Raw genomic sequence first — 22,982 nt, forward strand, 5'->3', positions numbered from 1 at the left:
CTATTCGCTATCACTAATGCCAAGGTTACTGTAACCGTCGTTATGCGCTAGTTCACGTAGCTCTTGCAACGCCTCACGACGTGGTAAGTCATCTTGAATGATCTCTAGGATATCCGCTTGGAAATCATCTTCTTGTACCATTAGGTCGTGTGTATTGATGAATCTAACCAGCTCATCATCAGAGATCTGATCATCCGCGTTTAGTTCAATAAACGTCGCCACCGACTCACGAGACATATTGGCAACAGTCAGAACTTCGCTGGCATCTGCAGCGATTACGGTGTTAAGTGTAGAGAATAGTGCAACAACCGCATCCAAAGCAGGAGACGCGCCGTACATGTCGAACTCATCCAGATCAGGCATATTTTCTTCCACCTTATCCAGCTGAACTTCGAAGTTCATTTTTGCACCGGTATTATTCAGGTGATCCCAAACCGCATCCAAAATTTGACGCATTTTGCTGACATCACCAAACTCCATCAAACGTGCAAACAGAGCAAAATTAGGGAACATGCGTTCTGAGACTGCAGCGCAGTAGGCCGCTAACTGCCAATCTTTAAGATCGTAGAACTCTTTGTCAAAGCGCTGATCAGACATCTAATTCACCTGAACTATTGGAAAGTGTTTATTGTACCGGTTTTACGGCTAATTGCAGTGAAATCTGTAGCTATTCTCGCGCGAGCATATAAGCCCGCTCCGAGACATCGTGCCAAGCCATCGCTTGTTGTCTAAAGTTCTCGAATGATTCGTAGATTTTGACCGCTCTGGGATCTTTTTCTAACTCTAGCTGAATTACTTCATGAGACGCTAAACGAAGTTGCTCCAACACCTTATCAGGAAACTGACGTAACTCGACTTTATGCACTTTTAACAACATTTCTAAGGCACGATGATTTTTCGCTGTTAGCTCCGCTAACATCTCTTGATTAGCCACTTTCATGGCATTAGTCACGATCAATTGCAGATCTTTCGGCAACTGGTTCATCGCTTGTTTATTGACAATGCATTCAATGGTTGTACCAGGCTCATGCCAACCGGGGTAGTAGTAATATTTAGCAACTTTATAAAGGCCCAGCGCGACATCGTTGTATGGAGCAGCCCACTCAGCAGCCTCAATCTCCCCCTGTTCAAGCGCTCGAAAGATTTCATCTCCCGATAACAATACCGGCTCCGCACCTAGGCGTTTCACCACCTCCCCGCCTAAGCCGGGAATACGCATTTTTAGACCTTTAAAATCCTCAATGCTGTTAATTTCGCGGTTAAACCAGCCACCCATTTGCACGCCGGTATTACCACACGCAGCTGGAATCAAATCATATTCTGCGTAGAGTTCCTGCCAAAGTTCGAGGCCACGCCCTTGATACAACCAAGCATTCATCTCTTGCGCAGTCATGCCAAAAGGTACCGCCGCAAAAAACTGCGCAGCCCTGACTTTATCTTGCCAATAAAATGCAGCGCCATGCCCCATTTCAGCTTTGCCTTGAGAGACTGTATCAAAGACTTCTGAAGGCGCAACTTTCTCATGGGCACCATAAACAGATATCTGGATACGGCCGCCGCTCATCTCATTGATTAAGTTGGCGAGAAAATTAGCCCCCATGCCAAACCCCGGGAAGTTTTTAGGCCAAGTCGTGACCATACTCCAACGAAATTCAGGAATAAGTGCAGCATTACTAACTTGAGGAGCCGTCGCTAAAGCGGCGGCAATGGGCAGAGAACCTGCTTGCTGAATAAACTTACGACGTTTCACAAATGGAAACCTTATTTATTTTTTAATGAAAATAACATGCGATTTTTCACTCCGCAATTTACGACAAATGGTGATCTGAGCGTCAGAAGGTTGTTATACTTAAAACTGTAGTATTAATTTATAAGTGCTAAGTGAGGTGTAGGGTTGAACTCGTTCAATCTGCTTAAGTCGATTGCGCAAGCGCGTGAAAACTTAAGGAAGTCAGAGCAAAAAGTTGCGGATTATGTTTTAGCTCACGCTAATGAAGTGATCCATATGCGTATTGTTGATCTAGCATCTGAAGCAAATGTCAGCGAACCAACCGTGGTTCGTTTCTGTCGTGCCCTAAGCTACGATGGCTTCCAGGATTTCAAACTCACCTTAGCTCAAGGCTTAGCCAGTAATAATCACTTCGAACAATTTTCCCTAAACTCAAAAGACACTGTTACTGAGTTTAAAGAAAAGATCTTCGATTCCATGATTGGTAACTTGCTCAATATCAAAGAGCAACTAGATACCACTACGGTTGAACGTGCGATCGCTGCTCTAGCTAAAGCTCGCCGTGTCGAGTTCTATGGCTTTGGTGCATCAGCTCCAGTTTGTACTGACGCCGCGCATAAATTTCACCGTTTGAAAGTATCCAGCACCTCTTATTCGGATCCGCACATGCAAGCTATTTCAGCTGTATCGCTTGATGATCGCGATGTCGTTGTGGCTATCTCTCAGACAGGTCGTACCAAAGATCTTTTACATACAGTCAAGCTGGTAAAAGAAACCGGCACAACCGTTATCTCACTCTGCCCAAGTGATACTCCCCTAGCTGATCTTGCGAGCATTCCAATCCATATCGATCTGGAAGAAGATAAAGATCTAAGCACACTGATGTCATCCCGCGTACTCCATCTGGTTGTTATTGATGTACTCGCAGTCGGTGTAGCGATGAAGCTGGGTCCAGGGCTGGTTGATCACCTAAAAACCATAAAACGTAGCCTCAGATCTTTGCGTCAAAACGACAAACGCCCAAGCGCTCGCCCTGCCGATGAAATGGACGAAGATTAAGCTATTTCTGTCACATTTGTGACATCTTCCCTTCACCCTTTTGCAACATAGGCTTTTTAATATTCCTCTCGGAATTCGCCGAAAACTGTTTGATATTTGTTCAGAGCTATTATAAAACAGAGATAAGGCTGTATTAAAAAGCGTGTTTGATAGAAATCTTTCTATTAAGCAACTTCACCAGAGCCCCTCATCGAGGAGCGAAGGGTTTATGCCTTAACAAGCATAATCAGTTACTGCTTCGCTCGATGGGCCTTCTGACCGTTAAGATAAGATCAGGAGCTTACTATGCTGCATAAAACTGAAGAGCTTAACGAAACCCAGGTTGAAGTATTCGATCTGCTAGTGGGTTTTGAAGAAGAAGAAAAACTTTCCCGCAAAAAACTCGCAACGCGCCGCGCGCTTAGAGCTCGCCGAGCCATCGAACAACGCCAAGAAGAAAAAGAACTCGCCTCTCACATCGACGAATGTTGGTTTGATGAGTAATATAAAATCACTCGCTATGATTACTTACAAATAAAAACGCCAGTCCTAATGACTGGCGTTTTTGCTTGGGTTGTTTACTAATACTCTGGATAGAGAATATTCAGTGGTATAGACCGACTACCTTCCACCACGATTGCGCAATGCTTACGCTTAAGCTGACGCGGCTCGGTTACACCACAAGAGTGGGCGATCATCTCCACCTCATGTACCAAATGATTGTGATAGTTAGCGACACGATCCGCTTTAACCATCGGCACTAATCCACGCTGCAGATCTGGATCATGGGTAGTGATGCCGGTTGGGCAGGTATTCTTATTACACTGCAACGCCTGAATACAACCGAGAGCAAACATAAAGCCACGTCCCGTTACGGTGAAATCAGCCCCCATACAAAGTGCAGCACCGACATCGGTAGGGTTAATCAATTTACCTGAGGCAATCACACGTACACGCTCACGCAGGTTGTGAGCCATAAGTTTGTTTACCAAAATAGGTAAACTCTCCCGCAGCGGCAGACCTACGCTGTCCATTAACGGCATTGGTGCAGCACCAGTACCACCGTCACAACTGTCTAACGTAATAAAGTCTGGAGCACTCTCTACGCCACGCTTGTTAACCGACTCACAAAATTCATCCAACCACTCAGCATCGCCCAATACCATTTTGAAACCACATGGTTTACCGGTGATACGACGTACCTTTTCAATCATATCAAGCAGGTCATCAATAGAAGCTATATCTGGATGACGGTTTGGGCTTAAAGAATCTTGGCCTACAGGGATACCACGTACCGCTGCAATCTCTGGTGTTACCTTCTCACCCGGCAAGATACCACCTTTACCCGGTTTAGCACCCTGACTCAGTTTGATCTCGAACATCTTAACTTGAGGAAGATCACCTTTCTCTTTTAGCTTTTCCTCAGAGAACTTTCCGTTTTCATCACGCAAACCATATTTTGCAGTGCCAATCTGATAAACAATGTCACAGCCTGATTCCAGGTGGAAAGGCGATACCCCGCCTTCACCTGTGTTCATCCAACAACCTGCTTTCTTAGCCCCCTGAGATAAGGCCTCGATTGCAGGTCGGGATAGCGCACCATAACTCATGCCAGAAATATTAAAAAAAGAAGCTGCATCGTAAGGTGCCTTACAGTAAGGACCTATACGTAAACTCTGCGTTGTTACCGCATCTTCCTTTAAGGTTGGGAAAGGACAGTTTAGAAAATAATAGGTACCAGGAATACGTAGATCACGTGACGAACCAAAGGCAATAGTGCTATCTACATTCTTGGCTGCGCGATAAACCCAAGAGCGTTGCGCACGGTTAAATGGCATCTCCTCGCGATCCATAGCAAAGAAGTACTGACGGAAAAATTCACCAGCATGTTCAAACAGGTAGCGAAAGCGACCAATCAGAGGGTAGTTACGACGGATAGTTTGCGCTGTTTGATGTTTATCGATTTGGTATAAAACTACCGCCACAACGATTGCGACAACAAACAGTACCAAGAACGCAATCCCAACAAACGCGATAAAATTTATAGCAAAGCTCGACATTGAATCATTCATGCTATGGACCTCCTATAGACATAGCACCGCCTCTTAACGAGGTTTTTTCTTTGTTTGTATGCTGTATCGGCTTCTGTGTAAATAGATAAATCAAAATATCCTATAGTTATTAATAGGCTAGCATCCATTATTAACCTTATAAGCGAAAATCCCGCTGTAACATTAAAACTTTCTAACATTTTAAAAGGCATACAAAAGCAAGGTATTTAAACGACAAAGGCAGATTTTATGCGCTAAAAAGCGACTTTTTTTGCCTGATATTTGCCAACCCCCTTAATCAAGAGGTATGGTACGTCGCTCTTCTATTTTTTAGACTTTCAGCCTAAGGAATAGTACTTTTTTATAGGTCAGATTTACGAATTGAACCTAACCCTGATTCATTTTTGAACAGGCGCTTGTTTTTTCGTTATACGCCCCTATTTAACTAGGTATTGTTTAACGTAAGCCTATTTTCTCTACGTAAGAGCTTACGGATTCAGATTTTGATAACTACCGAATTGGAAGACCTGCTTCATGACCAACTTGCCTGACGTTACCAGCCATCAAAATCCTGAGATTCACGGCTCTCTGGACTGGGTGGGCATGAATGGAATCACCGTCCCTCTGCAATTTGACGATAGTAAACTAGGTGTAAACAGCATCGAAGCACGCGTTAATACCTACGTTAATCTGGTAAACCCAAAGGTTAAAGGCATTCATATGTCGCGCCTTTACCTTGCGCTAAGTAACTTTTTTGAGAATCAAACACTGAATGTTCCTGCGTTAACAGATTTCTTATCCCACCTATTGGATAGCCATCACGATATCTCAACTCAGGTTTTCCTAAACTTTGATTTTGATTTCCTAATCAAGCGCGATGCTCTAAAAAGCGATAACAGCGGTTGGAAAAGCTACTCCACGACGCTACGTGCAACTCTGAAAGATGGCGAAGTAGTTCTGGAACTAGCAACACGCGTTCCGTACTCATCCACTTGTCCGTGTTCAGCAGCATTATCACGTCAGCTATTAGCTCAGGCATTCACTGATGACTTTGCCAACAAAGGCAGCATTAACGTTGAAGACGTAGAGAACTGGTTGAAGTCTGAAAAGGGCTCATTCGCTACGCCCCATAGCCAACGAAGCCAAGCAACAGCTTGGGTTAAACTGGATAAAGATATGGGTGCATTCCCACTTACAGATCTAATAGATCTTGTTGAAGATGCATTAAAAACACCAGTACAAACTGCTGTAAAACGTGCTGACGAACAAGAGTTTGCTCGTTTGAATGGCCATAACTTAATGTTCTGCGAAGACGCTGCACGACGCGTTAAGCAAGCACTACTAAGCCAAGAGCAATACGCGGATTTCTGGTTGAAGGTAGAGCACTTCGAAAGCTTACACGCTCATGATGCAGTAGCTCTTGCGTCTAAAGGTATTGCAGGCGGTTACAGCCCAGCTGATTACAGCTAAGCTTTAAATTCGATAATAAAAAAGGCAGCTTAATAGCTGCCTTTTTTATTTGTAGTTTATGATTTACCAAGCTTGTAGTAACTCTGCCACTCAGATTCTGGCACCATACTTCCACCTGTCGCCCAGATGATATGGGTTGAGTTATCCAACTTATTCAGCAAGCCATGATTCTGAAGGTAGCTTTCGCCCTGCGAGATCAGATTAATAATGCCTGTCGCTCCCGCCAAAGCCGATGGCTCCAACGCTATATGCTCACTCTCATAAATTTCGGCCAATAACTGATAAAGTGTTTTGTCCTCTACGGTATAAACCCCACTTAACAGTGGCTCCATCACCTTACCAACAAAACCGGAAGCACGACCTACTGCTAGGCCATCAGCACAAGTTTGGTTGTCGATACCTAACTCCTGAACACTGATCTGATCATGTAAGCCAGTATACATACCCACCAACATACAGGGAGATTGAGTTGGCTCAGCAAAGAAGCAATGAACATGATCGCCAAAGAGCAGCTTCAAACCAAAAGCAACACCACCAGGGCCGCCACCGACACCACAAGGCAGATAGATAAACAACGGATGTTCAGCGTCGACCTGAATGTTTTGCTCAGATAGCTGTTTAGCTAGACGTTCTGCAGCAACCGCATAGCCTAAAAACAGGTCATTTGAGTTCTCATCATCAACAAAGTGACAACGCTGCTGGCTGAGCGCTTGTTTGCGCCCCTCTTCTACCGCTTTACTGTAATCGTCTTCATATTCAATGACCTGCACGCCTTTGCTACGTAGTAGGTCTTTCTTCCACTGCCGAGCATCTGCAGACATATGAACCGTCACCGAAAAGCCTAACTCAGCCCCCATAATTCCGATACTAAGCCCAAGGTTGCCGGTTGATCCCACCACAATTTGATACTGACTAAAGAGTTCGCGGCAGACATCACTATTTAGCTTGCTGTAACAGCTATCTTTGCTGATCAGACCGGCCTCTATAGCAACGGCCTCAGCATACTTGAGCACCTCATAGATACCACCACGTGCTTTTATCGAACCAGATATAGGTAGATGGCTGTCACACTTCAACAGCAAACGGCCGGGGAGTCTTTGATTAGCTCTTTTCTCTAACTGGTGATGAAATTGAGGCACCTCACACAACGGCGATTCAATCATGCCTTTTTTGGCAGCGGTTTCTGGAAACACTTCCGCCAGATAGGGAGCAAAGCGATTCAATCTTGCCGAGGAATCTTTAACATCAGTTTGCGTCAATGGCAGGTGCGCTGATACTGCAGCAAAGTCCGTAATTTTAGGGTTTATCCAAAGCAACGGCTGAGTTTTCTGAAGCCGCTCCAATAAGGGAAACTTATGTATCAGATCATTTATTTCCTGTCTGTTTAACCCCATGAATCCAGCTCCGATCGAATAAATTTTGTTAATTCCAATTAATGAAATTAGGATAAAACCATTAAACCAGTGCTTATAATTTACAACAAACCATAAAAAAACATCCTTGGATTAAAATGGCTAATCTGAACCTCTCTCACTTGAATAGCGCCGTGCTCGCTAACCTGCAATGCTTCAGCAGCGCAGCCAAGCACCTCAGCTTTACCCTAGCGGCAGAAGAGTTAAGTCTTACTCAAGGAGCCATTAGCCAACGGATACGTAAACTGGAAGAACAACTCGGTTTTGCCCTGTTCTTACGCTACAACCGTCGTCTACAGCTCACAGCTGAGGGTGAAAGGCTCCTGATACAAACCAATAACAGCCTAACCGAGCTCAATAATCTGATTCGGGATATCCATACCCAAGGGCTTGCCGGTGAACTCTCACTTTCCGTTCCCCCCTCTTTTGCTTCACAGTGGTTGCTGGAAAAGCTGGCTGACTTCTCTCAGCTCTACCCACAAATTTTTATTCGTATGGAAACCCATAGTCGTCTGATCGACTTTTACGCCGAACAGATCGATCTAGCGATCTATTATGGTCAGGGCGAGTACCCGGGGTTGGTTAGTTGGCCACTCATGGATGAACAGCTCATTCCCGTTTGTACCAAAGACTTCGCAGATAAACATGACTTATGGGATAGACCAGAAAAACTAAAACACTGCCCTCTATTACATGATGCTCAAGCATGGCCTGAAGCTGGCCCTTATTCAGAATGGTCCTACTGGGCCGATCAACAAACATTGAACCTAGTTCTAAAACAGGGGCACTGCTTTGATAAGTCAGAATATGCAGTGAATGCAGCTAAATCAGGTTTAGGCGTTGCTATGGGGCGTAAGCAGCTAATCGAAAAAGCACTGAACAGTGGAGAACTGATAAACCCATTTGGAGTATTACAGCCGATCCAATCTCAACAAGGCTATTTTCTGGTCACCCACGAAGACAGGAAGGAGCAGCCTATTATCAAGGCATTTAGGGAGTGGATTCTGGAAAAAGTACAGGCCCACTGATCAGTGAGCCTGTTATAGAAGTCTTATTAGCTAAAGCCGTTACTCAACCGTTACCGACTTAGCCAAATTTCGTGGCTGATCCACGTCCGTGCCTTTCAAAATCGCCACATGATATGAAAGTAACTGCAGCGGGATCGTATAAAGAACAGGCTGCATAACTTCATCACATACAGGCATATTCAGAACATAAGTGCCCTCTTCCGGTTGCACTTTGTCAGAACCTGCAAAGACAAACAGTTCACCACCACGCGCGCGGACTTCCTGTAGGTTTGCCTTCAGCTTGTCCAACATATCATTCTGCGGAGCTACTGCGACAACTGGCATCTCTTTATCGACCAACGCCAATGGGCCGTGTTTTAGCTCACCTGCAGGGTAAGACTCCGCGTGGATATAGGAGATCTCTTTTAACTTAAGCGCACCCTCTTTTGCTACAGGGTACAAAGTGCCGCGGCCAAGGAACAAAGAATGATTCTTTTCAGCAAAGGATTGCGCCATCTGCTCAATATCACTATCCATTGCTAGAGCTTGCTGAACCTGCTCAGGAAGCTTTTTAAGCGCGGTGATAATTGCTGCTTCAGTTTCTTCGCTTAAGCCATTACGACGACCAAGTGCGATTGTAGTTAGCATCAACGCAACTAGCTGTGTCGTAAACGCTTTGGTCGACGCTACACCAATCTCTGGACCTGCGTTGGTCATCAAGGCCAGATCAGATTCACGCACCAGAGAGCTACCCGGAACGTTACAGATAACCAGAGACGCCAAAACACGATCCTGAATTTCACGTAGCGCAGCTAAGGTATCTGCTGTTTCACCAGACTGTGAAATGGTCAGGAACAGTGTGCCTTCAGGAATCACGACTGAACGGTAACGGTACTCACTAGCAACCTCGACCATACATGGGATACCGACTAGATCTTCGATCCAGTACTTAGCAATCAAACCAGCATGGAAACTCGTACCACAAGCAATGATTTGTACCTGTTTAACTTGATCGAATACCTCCGCAGCTTTAACGCCAAAGCATTGTTCCAACAGTTTATCTTCGCTGATACGCCCTTCGAGACACGCTTTGATCACCTCTGGCTGCTCATAGGTCTCTTTAAGCATATAGTGCTTAAATTCACCTTTATCCGCAGAGCTTACACCGTGTTCAAATTGACTGACTTCACGCTCTACTTTTTTGCCTGAGATATCCGTTACCGTGATATCTGCAGCCGTTAAGGTCGCAACATCACCATCTTCCAAGAACATAAAACGGTCTGTCACTTGTAATAACGCTAGTTGATCGGAGGCGATAAAGTTCTCGCCAATACCAACACCGATCACCAACGGGCTACCTTTACGCGCGGTTACCAACTGGGAAGGATCTGCTTTTTCGATCACGCCTAGCGCATAAGCACCTTCAAGCTGACCAATAATATTGGCAACAGCCGTATGCAAAGAGCTGGTTGATTTAAGTTCTCTTGCAAGTAAGTGTGCAATTACTTCAGTATCTGTTTCTGAACTAAATTCATAACCATCATTTTGCAGATCGGCTTTTAGCTCTTCAAAGTTTTCGATAATACCGTTGTGCACTACTGCCAGTTGATCACCTGACATATGCGGATGGGCATTCGCTTCACAAGGTACTCCGTGAGTCGCCCAACGGGTATGTGCGATGCCTGTTGTACCCACTAAAGGTAGCTCTTGTAAGGCATCAGAAAGGGCTTGAACCTTGCCATTACGGCGACAACGTTGAATACCAGCTTCGGTCTGCAATGCAACACCGGCTGAGTCATAACCGCGGTATTCCAAGCGGCGAAGACCTTCAAGCAGGATTTCCTGAACTGGCCTAGCTGCAACAGCACCTACAATTCCACACATAATTAGTTTCCTTTCTTCTTAGGACGCGGCCAGTTTTTCAATTCAGTTTGTTTTGCACGAGTAATCGCAAGCGCATCATCAGATACAGGTTTAGCAATCGTTGAACCTGCGCCAACAGTCGCCATAGCGCCCACTTTAACCGGAGCAACTAGGGCGGTATTGGAACCAATAAATGCGTTGTCACCGATTTCTGTCAGCGACTTATTCACGCCATCGTAGTTACAAGTAATAGTACCTGCGCCAATGTTTACATCTTTACCCAGTACCGCATCGCCCACATAGGACAGGTGATTGATCTTACTTCCCTCACCCACAATCGCTTTTTTGGTCTCTACAAAGTTTCCAACCTTCGCTTTAGCAGCAAGCTGAGTACCTGGGCGTAAACGTGCAAACGGGCCTATATCACAAGATTCAGCAATCACAGCATCTTCAATCACTGTATTTGCCTTGATATGGGTACCCGCTGCAACAATACAGTTTTTCAGGTAACAGTTAGGTTCGATTACGACATCGTCACCTAGTACAACATCGCCCTCTAAAACAACGTTTACATCGATCAGTAGATCCTGACCAATAGAGACATTACCGCGCACATCAACACGCGCCGGATCAGCCAAAGTTGCACCATTAACCATCAACCATTCAGCACGTTGTAACTGGTACCAGCGTTCTAGTTCGGCCAACTGAACGCGGTTGTTAACCCCTTGGACTTCCTCTTCAGCTTCAGGCTGAATCGCGCTGATCTTCACGCCACCATTGGCAGCCATCGCGATGATATCGGTCAGATAATATTCGCCTTGCGCGTTTTCAGAGGATAGCTGTGGTAACCAATCAGAAAGATACTGACTCTTAACCGCTAAAATGCCGGTATTTACTTCATTGATCAGGTGCTGCTCCGGCGAAGCATCTTTATGCTCAACAATCGCCACAACTTTGTCATCGCTATCACGTACGATGCGACCATAACCGGTAGGGTCTTTTAAATTCACTGTCAGTAGTGCCAAATCACCTGTAGCGGCGATATCCACCATCTCTTGCATAGTGGCAGATTGTGTTAGCGGCACATCGCCATAAAGCACAAGAACGACACTATCATTAGCTACTTCAGGCATCGCCTGAGCCACCGCGTGACCTGTACCTTTTTGTTCCGCCTGCAGAGCAAATATAAGTTCTTGTCCCTGCAGTTCTTCACGTAATTTGTCCGCTCCGTGACCGATCACAACATGCGTTTTCACCCCCTGCAGTGACGATGCGGTGTCGATTACATGTTGCACCATCGCTTTACCGCCAACCTTGTGCAGTACTTTAGGGAGTTTGGATTTCATACGGCTACCCTGACCAGCAGCCAAAATGACAACGTCTACTGACATAGTCTTACCTTTCCTTTGTAGGTTTACGCTTTATTTTCATCGCACTTTAAAGTAAAACTGAAACCATACAATCCCTTTTGTCACAAATTTTATGACAATTATGAATAACGACGTTTTTAAAATATTGGGTTTAACCCCCAGAGAAATAGATATCTATAAAGCCTTATTAACCTTAGGGGCTAGTTCCATCCGTACAATTGCTGACAAATCAGGGGTTAACCGCGGTAGTGCCTATGAAAGCCTGAAAGATATGCAGCAAAAAGGGATTGTGACCTATCTTCCCAAAGGAAAACGACGTTTATTCGCCCCTGTAGATCCAGATATTCTTTTGCAACTGGCTGAAGATCGTCGACAGAACATAGATAAAGCGATCGACGAGCTGAAACAAAGCATTATTCCTGAGCTGCAGCACCTTAAACCTGACTTTAATACTGCCAATGTCAGCTTCTATGAAGGCGATGACGGTATAGAGCACGTACTGAAAGACATTCTGGTTACGGTGTCTAGCTCAGATGCTGATAGCTACTCAGTCTTCTCCTCCAAGCCGATCAGGAAGCACCTCTATCGACCCTTCCCTAACTTCACTAACCAGCGCATACAACGTGGTATTAACGTACGCGCCATTGCAATCGGTGATGGAGGTGAAGACGCTCTGCTATCAGAACGTAAGTGGATCAAAACGGAAGGTAAAGTAGATGCAGCTTATATCGCGATCTACCCACCTAAATGTGCAATCATCTCACTCGCTTCAGAAAACTACCCAACAGCGGTAGTGATTGATTCGCCGGAAGTAGCCGGTGCTCAGAAAATCATCTTTGATACGCTATGGCGACTGCTGTAGCTCACCTAAAAATATCACACTCTCCTTAACAGCTAAAACGATCTCAATTGCCTCCTTTTAATTGAGTTATATTATAACATTACACTTCATGTCATAATTCGCCGGGTTTATAGCCACTCACCCGAAGTACGAGACACAAAGGTATTGCAGCAATGAAAGACACATTGATTAAGAACGCGATCATTATCAATGAAGGCGAACAAAGAGAAGTCGATCTAAGAATTAAAGACCAAAGAATCGATCTAATTGCTGCTGATATAGACGCTAAAGCTACCGACACAGTTATCGATGCTAAGGGGTGCTGGCTGCTTCCAGGAATGATCGACGATCAGGTGCATTTCCGTGAACCAGGCTTAACACATAAAGGCAGTATCGCAACCGAATCGCGCGCGGCAGTTGCCGGAGGCATCACTAGCTATATGGAGATGCCAAATGTTAACCCTTCAACAACCAATGCAGCTGCACTAGAGAATAAATACAATATTGCGGCACAAAACTCGGCAGCAAACTATGCATTCTATCTAGGAGCAACAGAAGATAACTTAGACGATATAAAAGCCTTAGATCCGACCAAAACCTGTGGCGTAAAAGTGTTTATGGGTGCCTCTACCGGTAACCTACTCGTCGAGAACCCAACCGCTTTAGAAGGGATCTTCCGTGAAAGCCCTGTCTTGATCGTTACTCATTGCGAAAGCGGCCCGGTCATCGCCAACAACCTAAAACGTGTTCAAGACACTGGACGTAAGATTACGATACACGACCATCCTATTATTCGTGATGATGAAGCCTGCCTTGCTTCCTCATCTTACGCAGTAGAACTAGCAAAGAAATACCAAAGCAATCTTCATGTTCTGCATATCACTACAGAAAAAGAGCTGAGCTTATTTCAATCAGGCCCTGTCCAAGGCAAGAAGATCACAGCAGAAGCTTGCGTACATCATCTATGGTTTAGTGCTGAAGATTATGAAACGCGCGGTAACTTAATTAAATGCAACCCAGCAATTAAATCCCTACGGGATCGCAATGCACTGCTAAATGCACTTAAAACGGGACAGATCGATATCATCGCAACCGATCACGCTCCGCACACACTGACCGAGAAGCTGGTTGATTATTCAGATGCACCAGCAGGCCTTCCCCTTGTCCAACACGCTCTACTAACCTTATTAGAGCACGTTAATTTAGGCCGTATGTCGATCGAACAAGTTGTCGAGAAAGTATGCCATAACCCTGCTATCCGTTATGGTGTTTTAGAACGTGGATTTATTCGCGAGGGTTACTTTGCCGATCTAGTTCTGGTTGATCCGAAAAAATCGACATTGGTAAGCCATGCGAATAGCCTATACCACTGTGAATGGACTCCGTTTGACGGCCTAGAATTCTCGGGTCAGATAAAATCGACTTGGGTAAATGGAAACGTGGTATATGATGGTACACAGACACTAGTTCAGGAAGGCGTTGCTAAACCATTAGCCTTTTCTGGTCTATAACAGTCTAAAGATACGCTTAACTTCTAATAAAAAATAACAAAGCCTCTATCACCTGTTAGAGGCAACAATTAGGAGCAACAATGCTTAGAAAGTGTCCGGCGGGTTACTACCCAGAAGTGTCAGACAAGGCCTTTATTGACCCTACAGCCATCGTTTGTGGCCGTGTGATTATCGAAGATAATGTTTTTGTTGGCCCTTACGCTGTAATCAGAGCCGATGAGGTTGATGCATCAGGTGAGATGCAGCCCGTACTGATCAAACAAGGCTCTAATCTTCAAGATGGCGTAGTGATTCACTCAAAGGCCGGTGCAGAAGTTATAGTAGGTGAGCGTACCTCTATCGCCCATCGCTCGATTGTACATGGCCCATGTACAGTCGGTGACGATGTCTTTATCGGCTTTAACAGTGTCGTCTTCCGCTGCCATATAGGCGACGGTAGCGTGATTAGACACAATGCCGTAGTCGAAGGGGTCGATCTACCAGAACGCTCTCACGTGCCTCCTATGACGGCCATAGCGCATGAATCTGATCTAGCGTCGGTCGAAAAGGTATCGCCTGAATTCTCTTCGTTCTCAGAATCCGTCGTCTCAGCCAACCATGTGCTGGTCGAAGGTTATAAAGAGCTAAGCGACGACCTCTAACAACTATCAAGCTTTACTTTTAGCACCATCAAATAAGGCACCCTTGGGTTGTCTTTTTATTAGGATGTTAGTTGCTAGTGAGTGTATGCGGATTAAGCCTGGTGTAAATACTTCGTTCAGTATTGTTTTGCTTTATTTAGCCCAACACGAAAAAACCCCGATCACATCGTGACCGGGGTTTTCTCTTAATACCCAAAGGGCATAAATTAAATGCTTGGCGATGACCTACAATAAGTTGAAAGCTACGCTTTCACTCGCTCCGCGACGCCTTTGGCGCTTCAACCTGGCACCTACGGTGCATAGGTTGTCACATGTTCCATGTTCGAGTAGGTATCCGAACAATGAAGCATAAAAAAAGGCCCATCCAATGGATGAGCCTTTTTTTAGGAATAAATGCTTGGCGATGACCTACTCTCACATGGGGAAGCCCCACACTACCATCGGCGATGTTGCGTTTCACGTCTGAGTTCGGGATGGATTCAGGTGGTTCCACAACTCTATGGTCGCCAAGCAAAACTGTTACAACTTAGATCTGATTCTTCTTTTATTTGATCTAGATAGTTTATCGACTGTAGCTTAACTACGCGCTAATTCGTTACTCTCTATCGTCTTACATATCTTACAAGTCACTTGCCAAACGCCTTGGGCGTTATATGGTCAAGCCTCACGGGCAATTAGTATTGGTTAGCTCAACGCCTCACAGCGCTTCCACACCCAACCTATCAACGTCGTAGTCTTCAACGGCCCTTTAGGGGAATCAAGTTCCCAGTGAGATCTCATCTTGAAGGAGGCTTCCCGCTTAGATGCTTTCAGCGGTTATCCCGTCCGAACGTAGCTACCCGGCAATGCAATTGGCATCACAACCGGTACACCAGAGGTTCGTTCACTCCGGTCCTCTCGTACTAGGAGCAACTCTTCTCAAATCTCAAACGCCCACGGCAGATAGGGACCGAACTGTCTCACGACGTTCTAAACCCAGCTCGCGTACCACTTTAAATGGCGAACAGCCATACCCTTGGGACCGGCTTCAGCCCCAGGATGTGATGAGCCGACATCGAGGTGCCAAACACCGCCGTCGATGTGAACTCTTGGGCGGTATCAGCCTGTTATCCCCGGAGTACCTTTTATCCGTTGAGCGATGGCCCTTCCATACAGAACCACCGGATCACTAGAACCTACTTTCGTACCTGCTCGACGTGTCTGTCTCGCAGTCAAGCACCCTTCTACTCTTGCGCTCATTGCATGATTTCCGACCATGCTGAGGGTACCTTCGTGCTCCTCCGTTACTCTTTGGGAGGAGACCGCCCCAGTCAAACTACCCACCACACAATGTCCCCGATCCCGCTTAGGGAACTGGGTTAGAACCTCAACATTACCAGGCTGGTATTTCAAAGGTGGCTCCACCTGAACTGGCGTCCAAGTTTCAAAGCCTCCCAGCTATTCTACACAAGTAATGTCAAAGTCCACTGTGAAGCTGTAGTAAAGGTTCACGGGGTCTTTCCGTCTAGCCGCGGGTAAACTGCATCTTAACAGCTATTTCAATTTCACTGAGTCTCGGGTGGAGACAGTGTGGCCATCGTTACGCCATTCGTGCAGGTCGGAACTTACCCGACAAGGAATTTCGCTACCTTAGGACCGTTATAGTTACGGCCGCCGTTTACCGGGGCTTCGATCAAGAGCTTCGCATACGCTAACCCCATCAATTAACCTTCCGGCACCGGGCAGGCGTCACACCCTATACGTCCTCTTTCGAGTTTGCAGAGTGCTATGTTTTTAATAAACAGTCGCAGCCACCTGGTATCTTCGACCGCCAACAGCTTAGAGAGCAAGTCTCATCACCGTCAGCGGCGCACCTTCTCCCGAAGTTACGGTGCCATTTTGCCTAGTTCCTTCACCCGAGTTTTCTCATACGCCTTAGTATTCTCTACCTGACCACCTGTGTCGGTTTAGGGTACGGTTAGTCATAACCTGAAGCTTAGAGGATTTTCCTGGAAGCATGGCATCAACTACTTCAGTCCATAAAGGACCTCGTCATCGGTTCTCGGTCTTAAGGACCCGGATTTGCCTAAGTCCTCAACCTACTACCTTAAACGCGGACAACCAACGCCGCGCTAGCCTAGCCTTCTCCGTCCCCCCATCGCAGTTATGAGCAGTACAGGAATATTAACCTGTTTCCCATCGGATACGCTCTTCAGCCTCTCCTTAGGGGCCGACTCACCCTACCTCGAATAGCGTTGGATAGGAACCCTTGGTCTTCCGGCGGGGAGGGTTTTCACCTCCCTTATCGTTACTCATGTCAGCATTCGCACTTCTGATACCTCCACGGTGCCTTACAGCTTCCGCTTCAACAGCTTACAGAACGCTCCTCTACCATGCACAAAGTGCATCCGTAGCTTCGGTGTTATGCTTAGCCCCGTTATATCTTCCGCGCGGGCCGACTCGACTAGTGAGCTATTACGCTTTCTTTAAAGGGTGGCTGCTTCTAAGCCAACCTCCTAGCTGTCTAAGCCTTCCCACATCGTTTCCCACTTAGCATAAACTTTGGGACCTTAGCTGACGGTCTGGGTTGTTTCCCTTTCCACGACGGACGTTAGCACCCGCCGTGTGTCTCCCGTGATTGAACTCATGGGTATTCGGAGTTTGCATCGGGTTGGTAAGTCGGGATGACCCCCTAGCCGAAACAGTGCTCTACCCCCATGGTTAGACACGAGGCACTACCTAAATAGTTTTCGAGGAGAACCAGCTATCTCCGAGTTTGATTAGCCTTTCACTCCTATCCACAAGTCATCCGCTGGCTTTTCAACGACAGTCGGTTCGGTCCTCCAATGCATGTTACTGCATCTTCAACCTGCCCATGGATAGATCACTCGGTTTCGGGTCTACTCCTAGCGACTGGACGCCCTATTAAGACTCGGTTTCCCTACGGCTCCGCAAATGCTTAACCTTGCCACTAAAAGTAAGTCGCTGACCCATTATACAAAAGGTACGCAGTCACCGTCCGAAAACGGCTCCCACTGCTTGTACGTACACGGTTTCAGGGTCTATTTCACTCCCCTCACAGGGGTTCTTTTCGCCTTTCCCTCACGGTACTGGTTCACTATCGGTCAGTCAGGAGTATTTAGCCTTGGAGGATGGTCCCCCCATATTCAGACAGCGTTTCACGTGTGCCGTCCTACTCGATTTCACTTTAAAAGACCTTTCACATACGGGGCTATCACCCACTATGGCCACACTTTCCAGAGTGTTCTGTTAAATCTAATAAAGCTTAAGGGCTGGTCCCCGTTCGCTCGCCGCTACTTAGGGAATCTCGGTTGATTTCTTTTCCTCTGGGTACTTAGATGTTTCAGTTCCCCAGGTTCGCCTCTAATAACCTATGTATTCAGTTAAAAGATACCTATAAATAGGTGGGTTTCCCCATTCGGAAATGTCCGGATCAAAGGTTGTTTACCACCTCCCCGAACCTTATCGCAGGTTACAACGTCCTTCATCGCCTCTGACTGCCAAGGCATCCACCGTGCACGCTTAGTCACTTGACCATATAACCCGAAGGCGTCTGGAATCACAGTAACTTGTATTGCTAGTAACGATAGATTTCGCCGAATTGGCGCATGCAGTAAAACTACATGTCTTAAATCTAAATCAAATGAATCAAATCCAAATTGTTAAAGAGCGTTTAAAGCAAAAAAGCTTTAAAAGATAATGTCTTAACCGACAATATGTTTTAAAACTCTTCCTTCTCATCCTTAGGATGATGGTGGAGCTATGCGGGATCGAACCGCAGACCTCCTGCGTGCAAAGCAGGCGCTCTCCCAGCTGAGCTATAGCCCCAAAGAAAACAGTAAGGCTATTATTGGTAGGCCTGAGTGGACTTGAACCACCGACCTCACCCTTATCAGGGGTGCGCTCTAACCAGCTGAGCTACAAGCCTACACCGTTGCTCTTAACTTCTCTGATCAGATAATTCGTGTGAACGCTTGCCGAGAATCGGCTTTCGTTTAAGGAGGTGATCCAGCCCCAGGTTCCCCTAGGGCTACCTTGTTACGACTTCACCCCAGTCATGAACCACACCGTGGTAACCGCCCTCCCGAAGGTTAAGCTAGCTACTTCTGGTGCAATCCACTCCCATGGTGTGACGGGCGGTGTGTACAAGGCCCGGGAACGTATTCACCGCGACATTCTGATTCGCGATTACTAGCGATTCCGACTTCATGGAGTCGAGTTGCAGACTCCAATCCGGACTACGACCGGTTTTCTGAGATTAGCTTACCCTCGCAGGTTCGCGGCCCTCTGTACCGGCCATTGTAGCACGTGTGTAGCCCAACTCGTAAGGGCCATGATGACTTGACGTCGTCCCCACCTTCCTCCGGTTTGTCACCGGCAGTCTCCTTAGAGTTCCCACCCGAAGTGCTGGCAAATAAGGACAAGGGTTGCGCTCGTTACGGGACTTAACCCAACATTTCACAACACGAGCTGACGACAGCCATGCAGCACCTGTCTCAGAGTTCCCGAAGGCACGAAACTATCTCTAGTAACTTCTCTGGATGTCAAGAGTTGGTAAGGTTCTTCGCGTTGCGTCGAATTAAACCACATGCTCCACCGCTTGTGCGGGCCCCCGTCAATTCATTTGAGTTTTAACCTTGCGGCCGTACTCCCCAGGCGGTCTACTTATCGCGTTAGCTGCGCCACTAAAAGATCAAGTCTCCCAACGGCTAGTAGACATCGTTTACGGCGTGGACTACCAGGGTATCTAATCCTGTTTGCTCCCCACGCTTTCGCACCTCAGTGTCAGTATCGGTCCAGGTAGTCGCCTTCGCCACTGGTGTTCCTTCCTATATCTACGCATTTCACCGCTACACAGGAAATTCCACTACCCTCTACCGTACTCTAGATTGGCAGTATCAGGTGCAGTTCCAAGGTTGAGCCCTGGGCTTTCACATCTGACTGACCAATCCACCTACGCGCGCTTTACGCCCAGTAATTCCGATTAACGCTCGCACCCTCCGTATTACCGCGGCTGCTGGCACGGAGTTAGCCGGTGCTTCTTCTGCAGTTAACGTCACAGCTAGCAGGTATTAACTACTAACCTTTCCTCACTGCTGAAAGTGCTTTACAACCCTAGGGCCTTCTTCACACACGCGGCATGGCTGCATCAGGCTTGCGCCCATTGTGCAATATTCCCCACTGCTGCCTCCCGTAGGAGTCTGGACCGTGTCTCAGTTCCAGTGTGGCTGATCATCCTCTCAGACCAGCTAGAGATCGTCGCCTTGGTGAGCCATTACCTCACCAACTAGCTAATCTCACGCAGGCTCATCCAATAGTGCAAGGTCCGAAGATCCCCTGCTTTCCCCCGTAGGGCGTATGCGGTATTAGACCAAATTTCTCTGGCTTATCCCCCGCTACTGGGTAGATTCCTACGCGTTACTCACCCGTCCGCCACTCGTCATCAACTAGCAAGCTAGTCATGTTACCGTTCGACTTGCATGTGTTAGGCCTGCCGCCAGCGTTCAATCTGAGCCATGATCAAACTCTTCAGTTTAAATCATTTGTGTTACCAGGAATGTGGTAACGGGCTCTAGTACTAAACAACCGGATAACATTCTTAAGAACGTTAAACCTTTGTAAATCGCTTTAAATGAATTCACTTGGTTGCTTGTCTAGAAAAAGTTTGCTTCTTCTCAACAAGCGCCCACACGAATTATCTGATCAAATTGTTAAAGAGCGTTGCTTTTTTGACTCTCCGCTGACTCAGCGTTTCGTCTCAAGCGAGGCGCATATTCTACTGTGCGCTCATTCAAAGTCAACCGTTTATTTTGCAATTTTGTAAAAAGCTTTTACTCAGCAACCGGACTTTGAATCCTGCTCCGTAAGAAATCTTAAAAACCAATGTTTTCAATCACTTACTAAGCACCTCACTCAGCTCTGCAGCCCCTTTAAAAGCGGCCTCCCTAAGCAAGGACGGCGAATTCTACAGACATCTGAAAATGCGTCAACACTTAATTTATAAAAATTGGCTGCTGGTTAAGGCAGGCACCTGTAAGCTGTGTGTTTTTTCAAATGCGTAATGTTAAAGGTGTCCTATGAAAGGGTTAACTCCATTGCTGCAGCCTTGCAAATAACAAACATTGGCAATTTTTTCTGTCTGTCCAAGCAGAAACAAAAAAGGCAACCCGAAGGTTGCCTTTTAGAACTAATGATTTGTAAGAGTCAGTCTTAACGACCAAGCTTCTTACGAATCTGCTGTAGGGTACGAAGCTGAGCCGCAGCTTCAGCCAGCTGAGTCGCTGCTTTAGAGTATTCGAACTCTGCAGTTTTATCAGCCATCGCCTGTTCAGCATGTTTCTGTGCTTCTTGAGCTTTCGCTTCATTAAGGTCTGCAGCGTGCAGAGCAGTGTCTGCAAGTACAGTTACCTTATGAGGCTGAACTTCAATGAAGCCACCGGATACGTAGAAGATATCCTGTTCGCCACCCTGTTTGCGTAGCTCGACAGGGCCTGGTTTTAGTTCCGTCAGAAGCGGAGCGTGACCTGGATATACACCCAGATCACCCAGGCTACCTGTTACGGATACGAATTCAATAAGGCCAGAGAATAGTTCTTCTTCAGCACTTACGATGTCGCAATGAACAGTCATAGCCATATTTATACCTCGTAAAGGTTAGCTAAAGGCAATTACATGCCTTTAGCTTTCTCGATCGCTTCGTCGATACCACCGACCATGTAGAACGCCTGCTCTGGCAGATCGTCGTACTGGCCTTCCAGGATGCCTTTAAAGCCGCTGATAGTTTCTTTCAGTGGCACGTATTTACCAGGAGCACCGGTGAATACTTCAGCTACGAAGAACGGCTGAGATAGGAAACGTTGCATCTTACGAGCACGTGCTACCAGAGCTTTATCTTCTTCAGACAGTTCGTCCATACCTAGAATCGCGATGATGTCTTTCAGCTCTTTATAGCGCTGTAGTACACCCTGAACGTTACGAGCGATCTCGTAGTGTTCTTGACCGATTACTAGTGGGTCTAGCTGACGAGATGTAGAATCCAGTGGATCTACCGCTGGGTAGATACCTAGCTCTGCAATTTGACGAGACAATACTACTGTTGCGTCAAGGTGAGAGAAGGTTGTCGCTGGAGATGGGTCAGTCAAGTCATCGGCTGGTACGTATACCGCCTGAATAGACGTGATGGAACCAGTCTTAGTAGAAGTGATACGCTCCTGAAGAACGCCCATCTCTTCTGCTAGAGTTGGCTGGTAACCTACCGCTGAAGGCATACGACCTAGAAGTGCTGATACCTCAGTACCCGCTAGTGTGTAACGGTAGATGTTGTCTACGAACAACAGTACGTCACGACCTTCGTCACGGAATTTCTCAGCCATAGTCAGGCCAGTCAACGCTACACGCAGACGGTTACCTGGAGGCTCATTCATCTGACCGTATACTAGAGATACTTTATCCAATACGTTGGATTCTTTCATCTCGTAGTAGAAGTCGTTACCCTCACGAGTACGCTCACCTACACCGGCAAATACGGAGAAACCTGAGTGCTCGATCGCGATGTTACGGATCAGCTCCATCATGTTTACAGTTTTACCTACACCCGCACCACCGAACAGACCAACTTTACCACCCTTAGCGAACGGACATACAAGGTCGATTACCTTGATACCAGTTTCTAGTAGTTCGTTAGACGCAGACTGCTCGTCGTAAGAAGGCGCTTTACGGTGAATAGGCATACGCTCTTCTTCACCGATTTCGCCACATTCATCAATTGGGTTACCCAGTACGTCCATGATACGACCCAGTGTAGCTGTACCAACAGGCACAGATACTGGCGCACCAGTGTTCGCAACTTCCTGACCACGGCTTACACCTTCAGTCTGGCCCATTGCGATCGCACGAACAACACCGTCGCCCAGCTGTTGCTGAACTTCCAGCGTCAAACCGTTTTTAGTTACGGTCAGCGCGTCGTATACCTTCGGTACAGAATCACGTGGGAATTCCACGTCTACTACCGCACCGATAATCTGAACAATAGTTCCGCTACTCATGTTC

Annotated in this window: 15 protein-coding genes, 2 tRNA genes and 3 rRNA genes; 7 read left to right on the forward strand and 13 right to left on the reverse strand. The window is 46.6% G+C overall.

Annotated features, from left to right (window positions below; translation table 11 throughout):
* Positions 1-597, reverse strand: a complete 597-nt coding sequence (locus ACMXYU_RS16940) for a YjaG family protein (RefSeq protein WP_415899585.1) — start codon at positions 595-597, stop codon at positions 1-3.
* 70 nt (positions 598-667) lie between these two features.
* Positions 668-1,750, reverse strand: a complete 1,083-nt coding sequence (locus ACMXYU_RS16945; RefSeq protein WP_415882930.1) for a TRAP transporter substrate-binding protein — start codon at positions 1,748-1,750, stop codon at positions 668-670.
* Positions 1,751-1,894: 144 nt separating this feature from the next.
* Between ACMXYU_RS16945 and ACMXYU_RS16950 the strand changes: the two genes are divergently transcribed.
* The gene (locus ACMXYU_RS16950) at positions 1,895-2,788 is read left to right on the forward strand and encodes an SIS domain-containing protein (protein ID WP_415882931.1); all 894 of its coding nucleotides are present in this window, start codon (positions 1,895-1,897) and stop codon (positions 2,786-2,788) included.
* Positions 2,789-3,073: 285 nt separating this feature from the next.
* A complete protein-coding gene (locus ACMXYU_RS16955) occupies positions 3,074-3,271 on the forward strand; it encodes a PA3496 family putative envelope integrity protein (protein WP_415882932.1) in 198 nt (65 codons plus the stop codon).
* A gap of 77 nt (positions 3,272-3,348) precedes the next feature.
* Here ACMXYU_RS16955 and ACMXYU_RS16960 read toward each other — a convergent pair whose 3' ends face one another.
* Complete coding sequence (locus tag ACMXYU_RS16960) at positions 3,349-4,839, reverse strand: FMN-binding glutamate synthase family protein (RefSeq protein ID WP_415899586.1); 1,491 nt, start codon at positions 4,837-4,839, stop codon at positions 3,349-3,351.
* Positions 4,840-5,352: 513 nt separating this feature from the next.
* Between ACMXYU_RS16960 and folE2 the strand changes: the two genes are divergently transcribed.
* Positions 5,353-6,288 (forward strand): GTP cyclohydrolase FolE2, encoded by a 936-nt coding sequence (gene folE2, locus ACMXYU_RS16965; RefSeq protein ID WP_415882934.1) that lies wholly within the window; start codon positions 5,353-5,355, stop codon positions 6,286-6,288.
* Between the two features lie 56 nt (positions 6,289-6,344).
* Here the strand turns inward: folE2 and ACMXYU_RS16970 are convergent, their stop codons facing one another.
* Complete coding sequence (locus tag ACMXYU_RS16970; protein WP_415899587.1) at positions 6,345-7,682, reverse strand: D-serine ammonia-lyase; 1,338 nt, start codon at positions 7,680-7,682, stop codon at positions 6,345-6,347.
* Positions 7,683-7,798: 116 nt separating this feature from the next.
* Here ACMXYU_RS16970 and dsdC point away from each other — a divergent pair, with 116 nt between their 5' ends.
* The gene (dsdC, locus tag ACMXYU_RS16975; RefSeq protein ID WP_415899588.1) at positions 7,799-8,728 is read left to right on the forward strand and encodes a DNA-binding transcriptional regulator DsdC; all 930 of its coding nucleotides are present in this window, start codon (positions 7,799-7,801) and stop codon (positions 8,726-8,728) included.
* 39 nt (positions 8,729-8,767) lie between these two features.
* Here dsdC and glmS read toward each other — a convergent pair whose 3' ends face one another.
* Positions 8,768-10,591, reverse strand: a complete 1,824-nt coding sequence (gene glmS / locus ACMXYU_RS16980; RefSeq protein ID WP_415899589.1) for a glutamine--fructose-6-phosphate transaminase (isomerizing) — start codon at positions 10,589-10,591, stop codon at positions 8,768-8,770.
* 2 nt (positions 10,592-10,593) lie between these two features.
* On the reverse strand, positions 10,594-11,961 hold the full coding sequence (gene glmU / locus ACMXYU_RS16985; RefSeq protein ID WP_415899590.1) for a bifunctional UDP-N-acetylglucosamine diphosphorylase/glucosamine-1-phosphate N-acetyltransferase GlmU: 1,368 nt from the start codon (positions 11,959-11,961) through the stop codon (positions 10,594-10,596).
* Positions 11,962-12,061: 100 nt separating this feature from the next.
* On the opposite strand from glmU, the gene ACMXYU_RS16990 reads away from it, so the two are divergent.
* The 3 genes from ACMXYU_RS16990 (at position 12,062) to ACMXYU_RS17000 (ending at position 14,933) form a co-directional block, all read left to right on the forward strand.
* Positions 12,062-12,802, forward strand: coding sequence for a TrmB family transcriptional regulator (locus tag ACMXYU_RS16990; protein ID WP_415899591.1), 741 nt, complete (start codon positions 12,062-12,064; stop codon positions 12,800-12,802).
* A gap of 152 nt (positions 12,803-12,954) precedes the next feature.
* Complete coding sequence (locus tag ACMXYU_RS16995; RefSeq protein ID WP_415899592.1) at positions 12,955-14,292, forward strand: dihydroorotase; 1,338 nt, start codon at positions 12,955-12,957, stop codon at positions 14,290-14,292.
* Between the two features lie 80 nt (positions 14,293-14,372).
* Positions 14,373-14,933: a carbonate dehydratase gene (locus tag ACMXYU_RS17000; protein WP_415899593.1), complete on the forward strand. Its 561-nt coding sequence runs from the start codon at positions 14,373-14,375 to the stop codon at positions 14,931-14,933.
* 395 nt (positions 14,934-15,328) lie between these two features.
* Here ACMXYU_RS17000 and rrf read toward each other — a convergent pair.
* The 7 genes from rrf to atpD all read right to left on the reverse strand — a co-directional run bounded on the left by rrf (position 15,329) and on the right by atpD (position 22,978).
* Positions 15,329-15,444: ribosomal RNA gene (rrf, locus tag ACMXYU_RS17005) — 5S ribosomal RNA — on the reverse strand.
* 142 nt (positions 15,445-15,586) lie between these two features.
* Positions 15,587-18,469: ribosomal RNA gene (locus ACMXYU_RS17010) — 23S ribosomal RNA — on the reverse strand.
* A gap of 216 nt (positions 18,470-18,685) precedes the next feature.
* Positions 18,686-18,761 (reverse strand) — tRNA-Ala (locus ACMXYU_RS17015).
* A 23-nt stretch (positions 18,762-18,784) separates the two neighbouring features.
* Positions 18,785-18,861: transfer RNA gene (locus ACMXYU_RS17020), tRNA-Ile, on the reverse strand.
* Between the two features lie 68 nt (positions 18,862-18,929).
* Positions 18,930-20,469: ribosomal RNA gene (locus ACMXYU_RS17025) — 16S ribosomal RNA — on the reverse strand.
* Together the 16S, 23S and 5S rRNA genes with 2 tRNA genes alongside form the textbook arrangement of a ribosomal RNA operon.
* A gap of 674 nt (positions 20,470-21,143) precedes the next feature.
* Entirely contained in the window at positions 21,144-21,569 is a 426-nt protein-coding gene (locus ACMXYU_RS17030) for a F0F1 ATP synthase subunit epsilon (protein WP_415899594.1), read from the reverse strand.
* Positions 21,570-21,601: 32 nt separating this feature from the next.
* Positions 21,602-22,978 (reverse strand): F0F1 ATP synthase subunit beta, encoded by a 1,377-nt coding sequence (atpD, locus tag ACMXYU_RS17035; protein WP_415899595.1) that lies wholly within the window; start codon positions 22,976-22,978, stop codon positions 21,602-21,604.
* Between the last annotated feature and the right edge of the window lie 4 nt (positions 22,979-22,982).

The sequence above is a fragment of the Neptuniibacter sp. QD48_11 genome (assembly GCF_047778095.1).
In the GTDB taxonomy this organism is placed as follows: Bacteria; Pseudomonadota; Gammaproteobacteria; order Pseudomonadales; family Balneatricaceae; genus Neptuniibacter.

Excerpts from the sequence above, each read along its gene's own strand:
- dsdC (WP_415899588.1), top strand. The coding sequence starts at position 7,799 with ATGGCTAATCTGAACCTCTCTCACTTGAATAGCGCCGTGCTCGCTAAC.
- glmU (WP_415899590.1), bottom strand. The coding sequence starts at position 11,961 with ATGTCAGTAGACGTTGTCATTTTGGCTGCTGGTCAGGGTAGCCGTATG.
- ACMXYU_RS16960 (WP_415899586.1), bottom strand. The coding sequence starts at position 4,839 with ATGAATGATTCAATGTCGAGCTTTGCTATAAATTTTATCGCGTTTGTT.
- ACMXYU_RS16990 (WP_415899591.1), top strand. The coding sequence starts at position 12,062 with ATGAATAACGACGTTTTTAAAATATTGGGTTTAACCCCCAGAGAAATA.
- ACMXYU_RS16955 (WP_415882932.1), top strand. The coding sequence starts at position 3,074 with ATGCTGCATAAAACTGAAGAGCTTAACGAAACCCAGGTTGAAGTATTC.
- ACMXYU_RS17030 (WP_415899594.1), bottom strand. The coding sequence starts at position 21,569 with ATGGCTATGACTGTTCATTGCGACATCGTAAGTGCTGAAGAAGAACTA.
- ACMXYU_RS17000 (WP_415899593.1), top strand. The coding sequence starts at position 14,373 with ATGCTTAGAAAGTGTCCGGCGGGTTACTACCCAGAAGTGTCAGACAAG.
- atpD (WP_415899595.1), bottom strand. The coding sequence starts at position 22,978 with ATGAGTAGCGGAACTATTGTTCAGATTATCGGTGCGGTAGTAGACGTG.
- ACMXYU_RS16970 (WP_415899587.1), bottom strand. The coding sequence starts at position 7,682 with ATGGGGTTAAACAGACAGGAAATAAATGATCTGATACATAAGTTTCCC.
- glmS (WP_415899589.1), bottom strand. The coding sequence starts at position 10,591 with ATGTGTGGAATTGTAGGTGCTGTTGCAGCTAGGCCAGTTCAGGAAATC.
- ACMXYU_RS16940 (WP_415899585.1), bottom strand. The coding sequence starts at position 597 with ATGTCTGATCAGCGCTTTGACAAAGAGTTCTACGATCTTAAAGATTGG.
- ACMXYU_RS16995 (WP_415899592.1), top strand. The coding sequence starts at position 12,955 with ATGAAAGACACATTGATTAAGAACGCGATCATTATCAATGAAGGCGAA.
- folE2 (WP_415882934.1), top strand. The coding sequence starts at position 5,353 with ATGACCAACTTGCCTGACGTTACCAGCCATCAAAATCCTGAGATTCAC.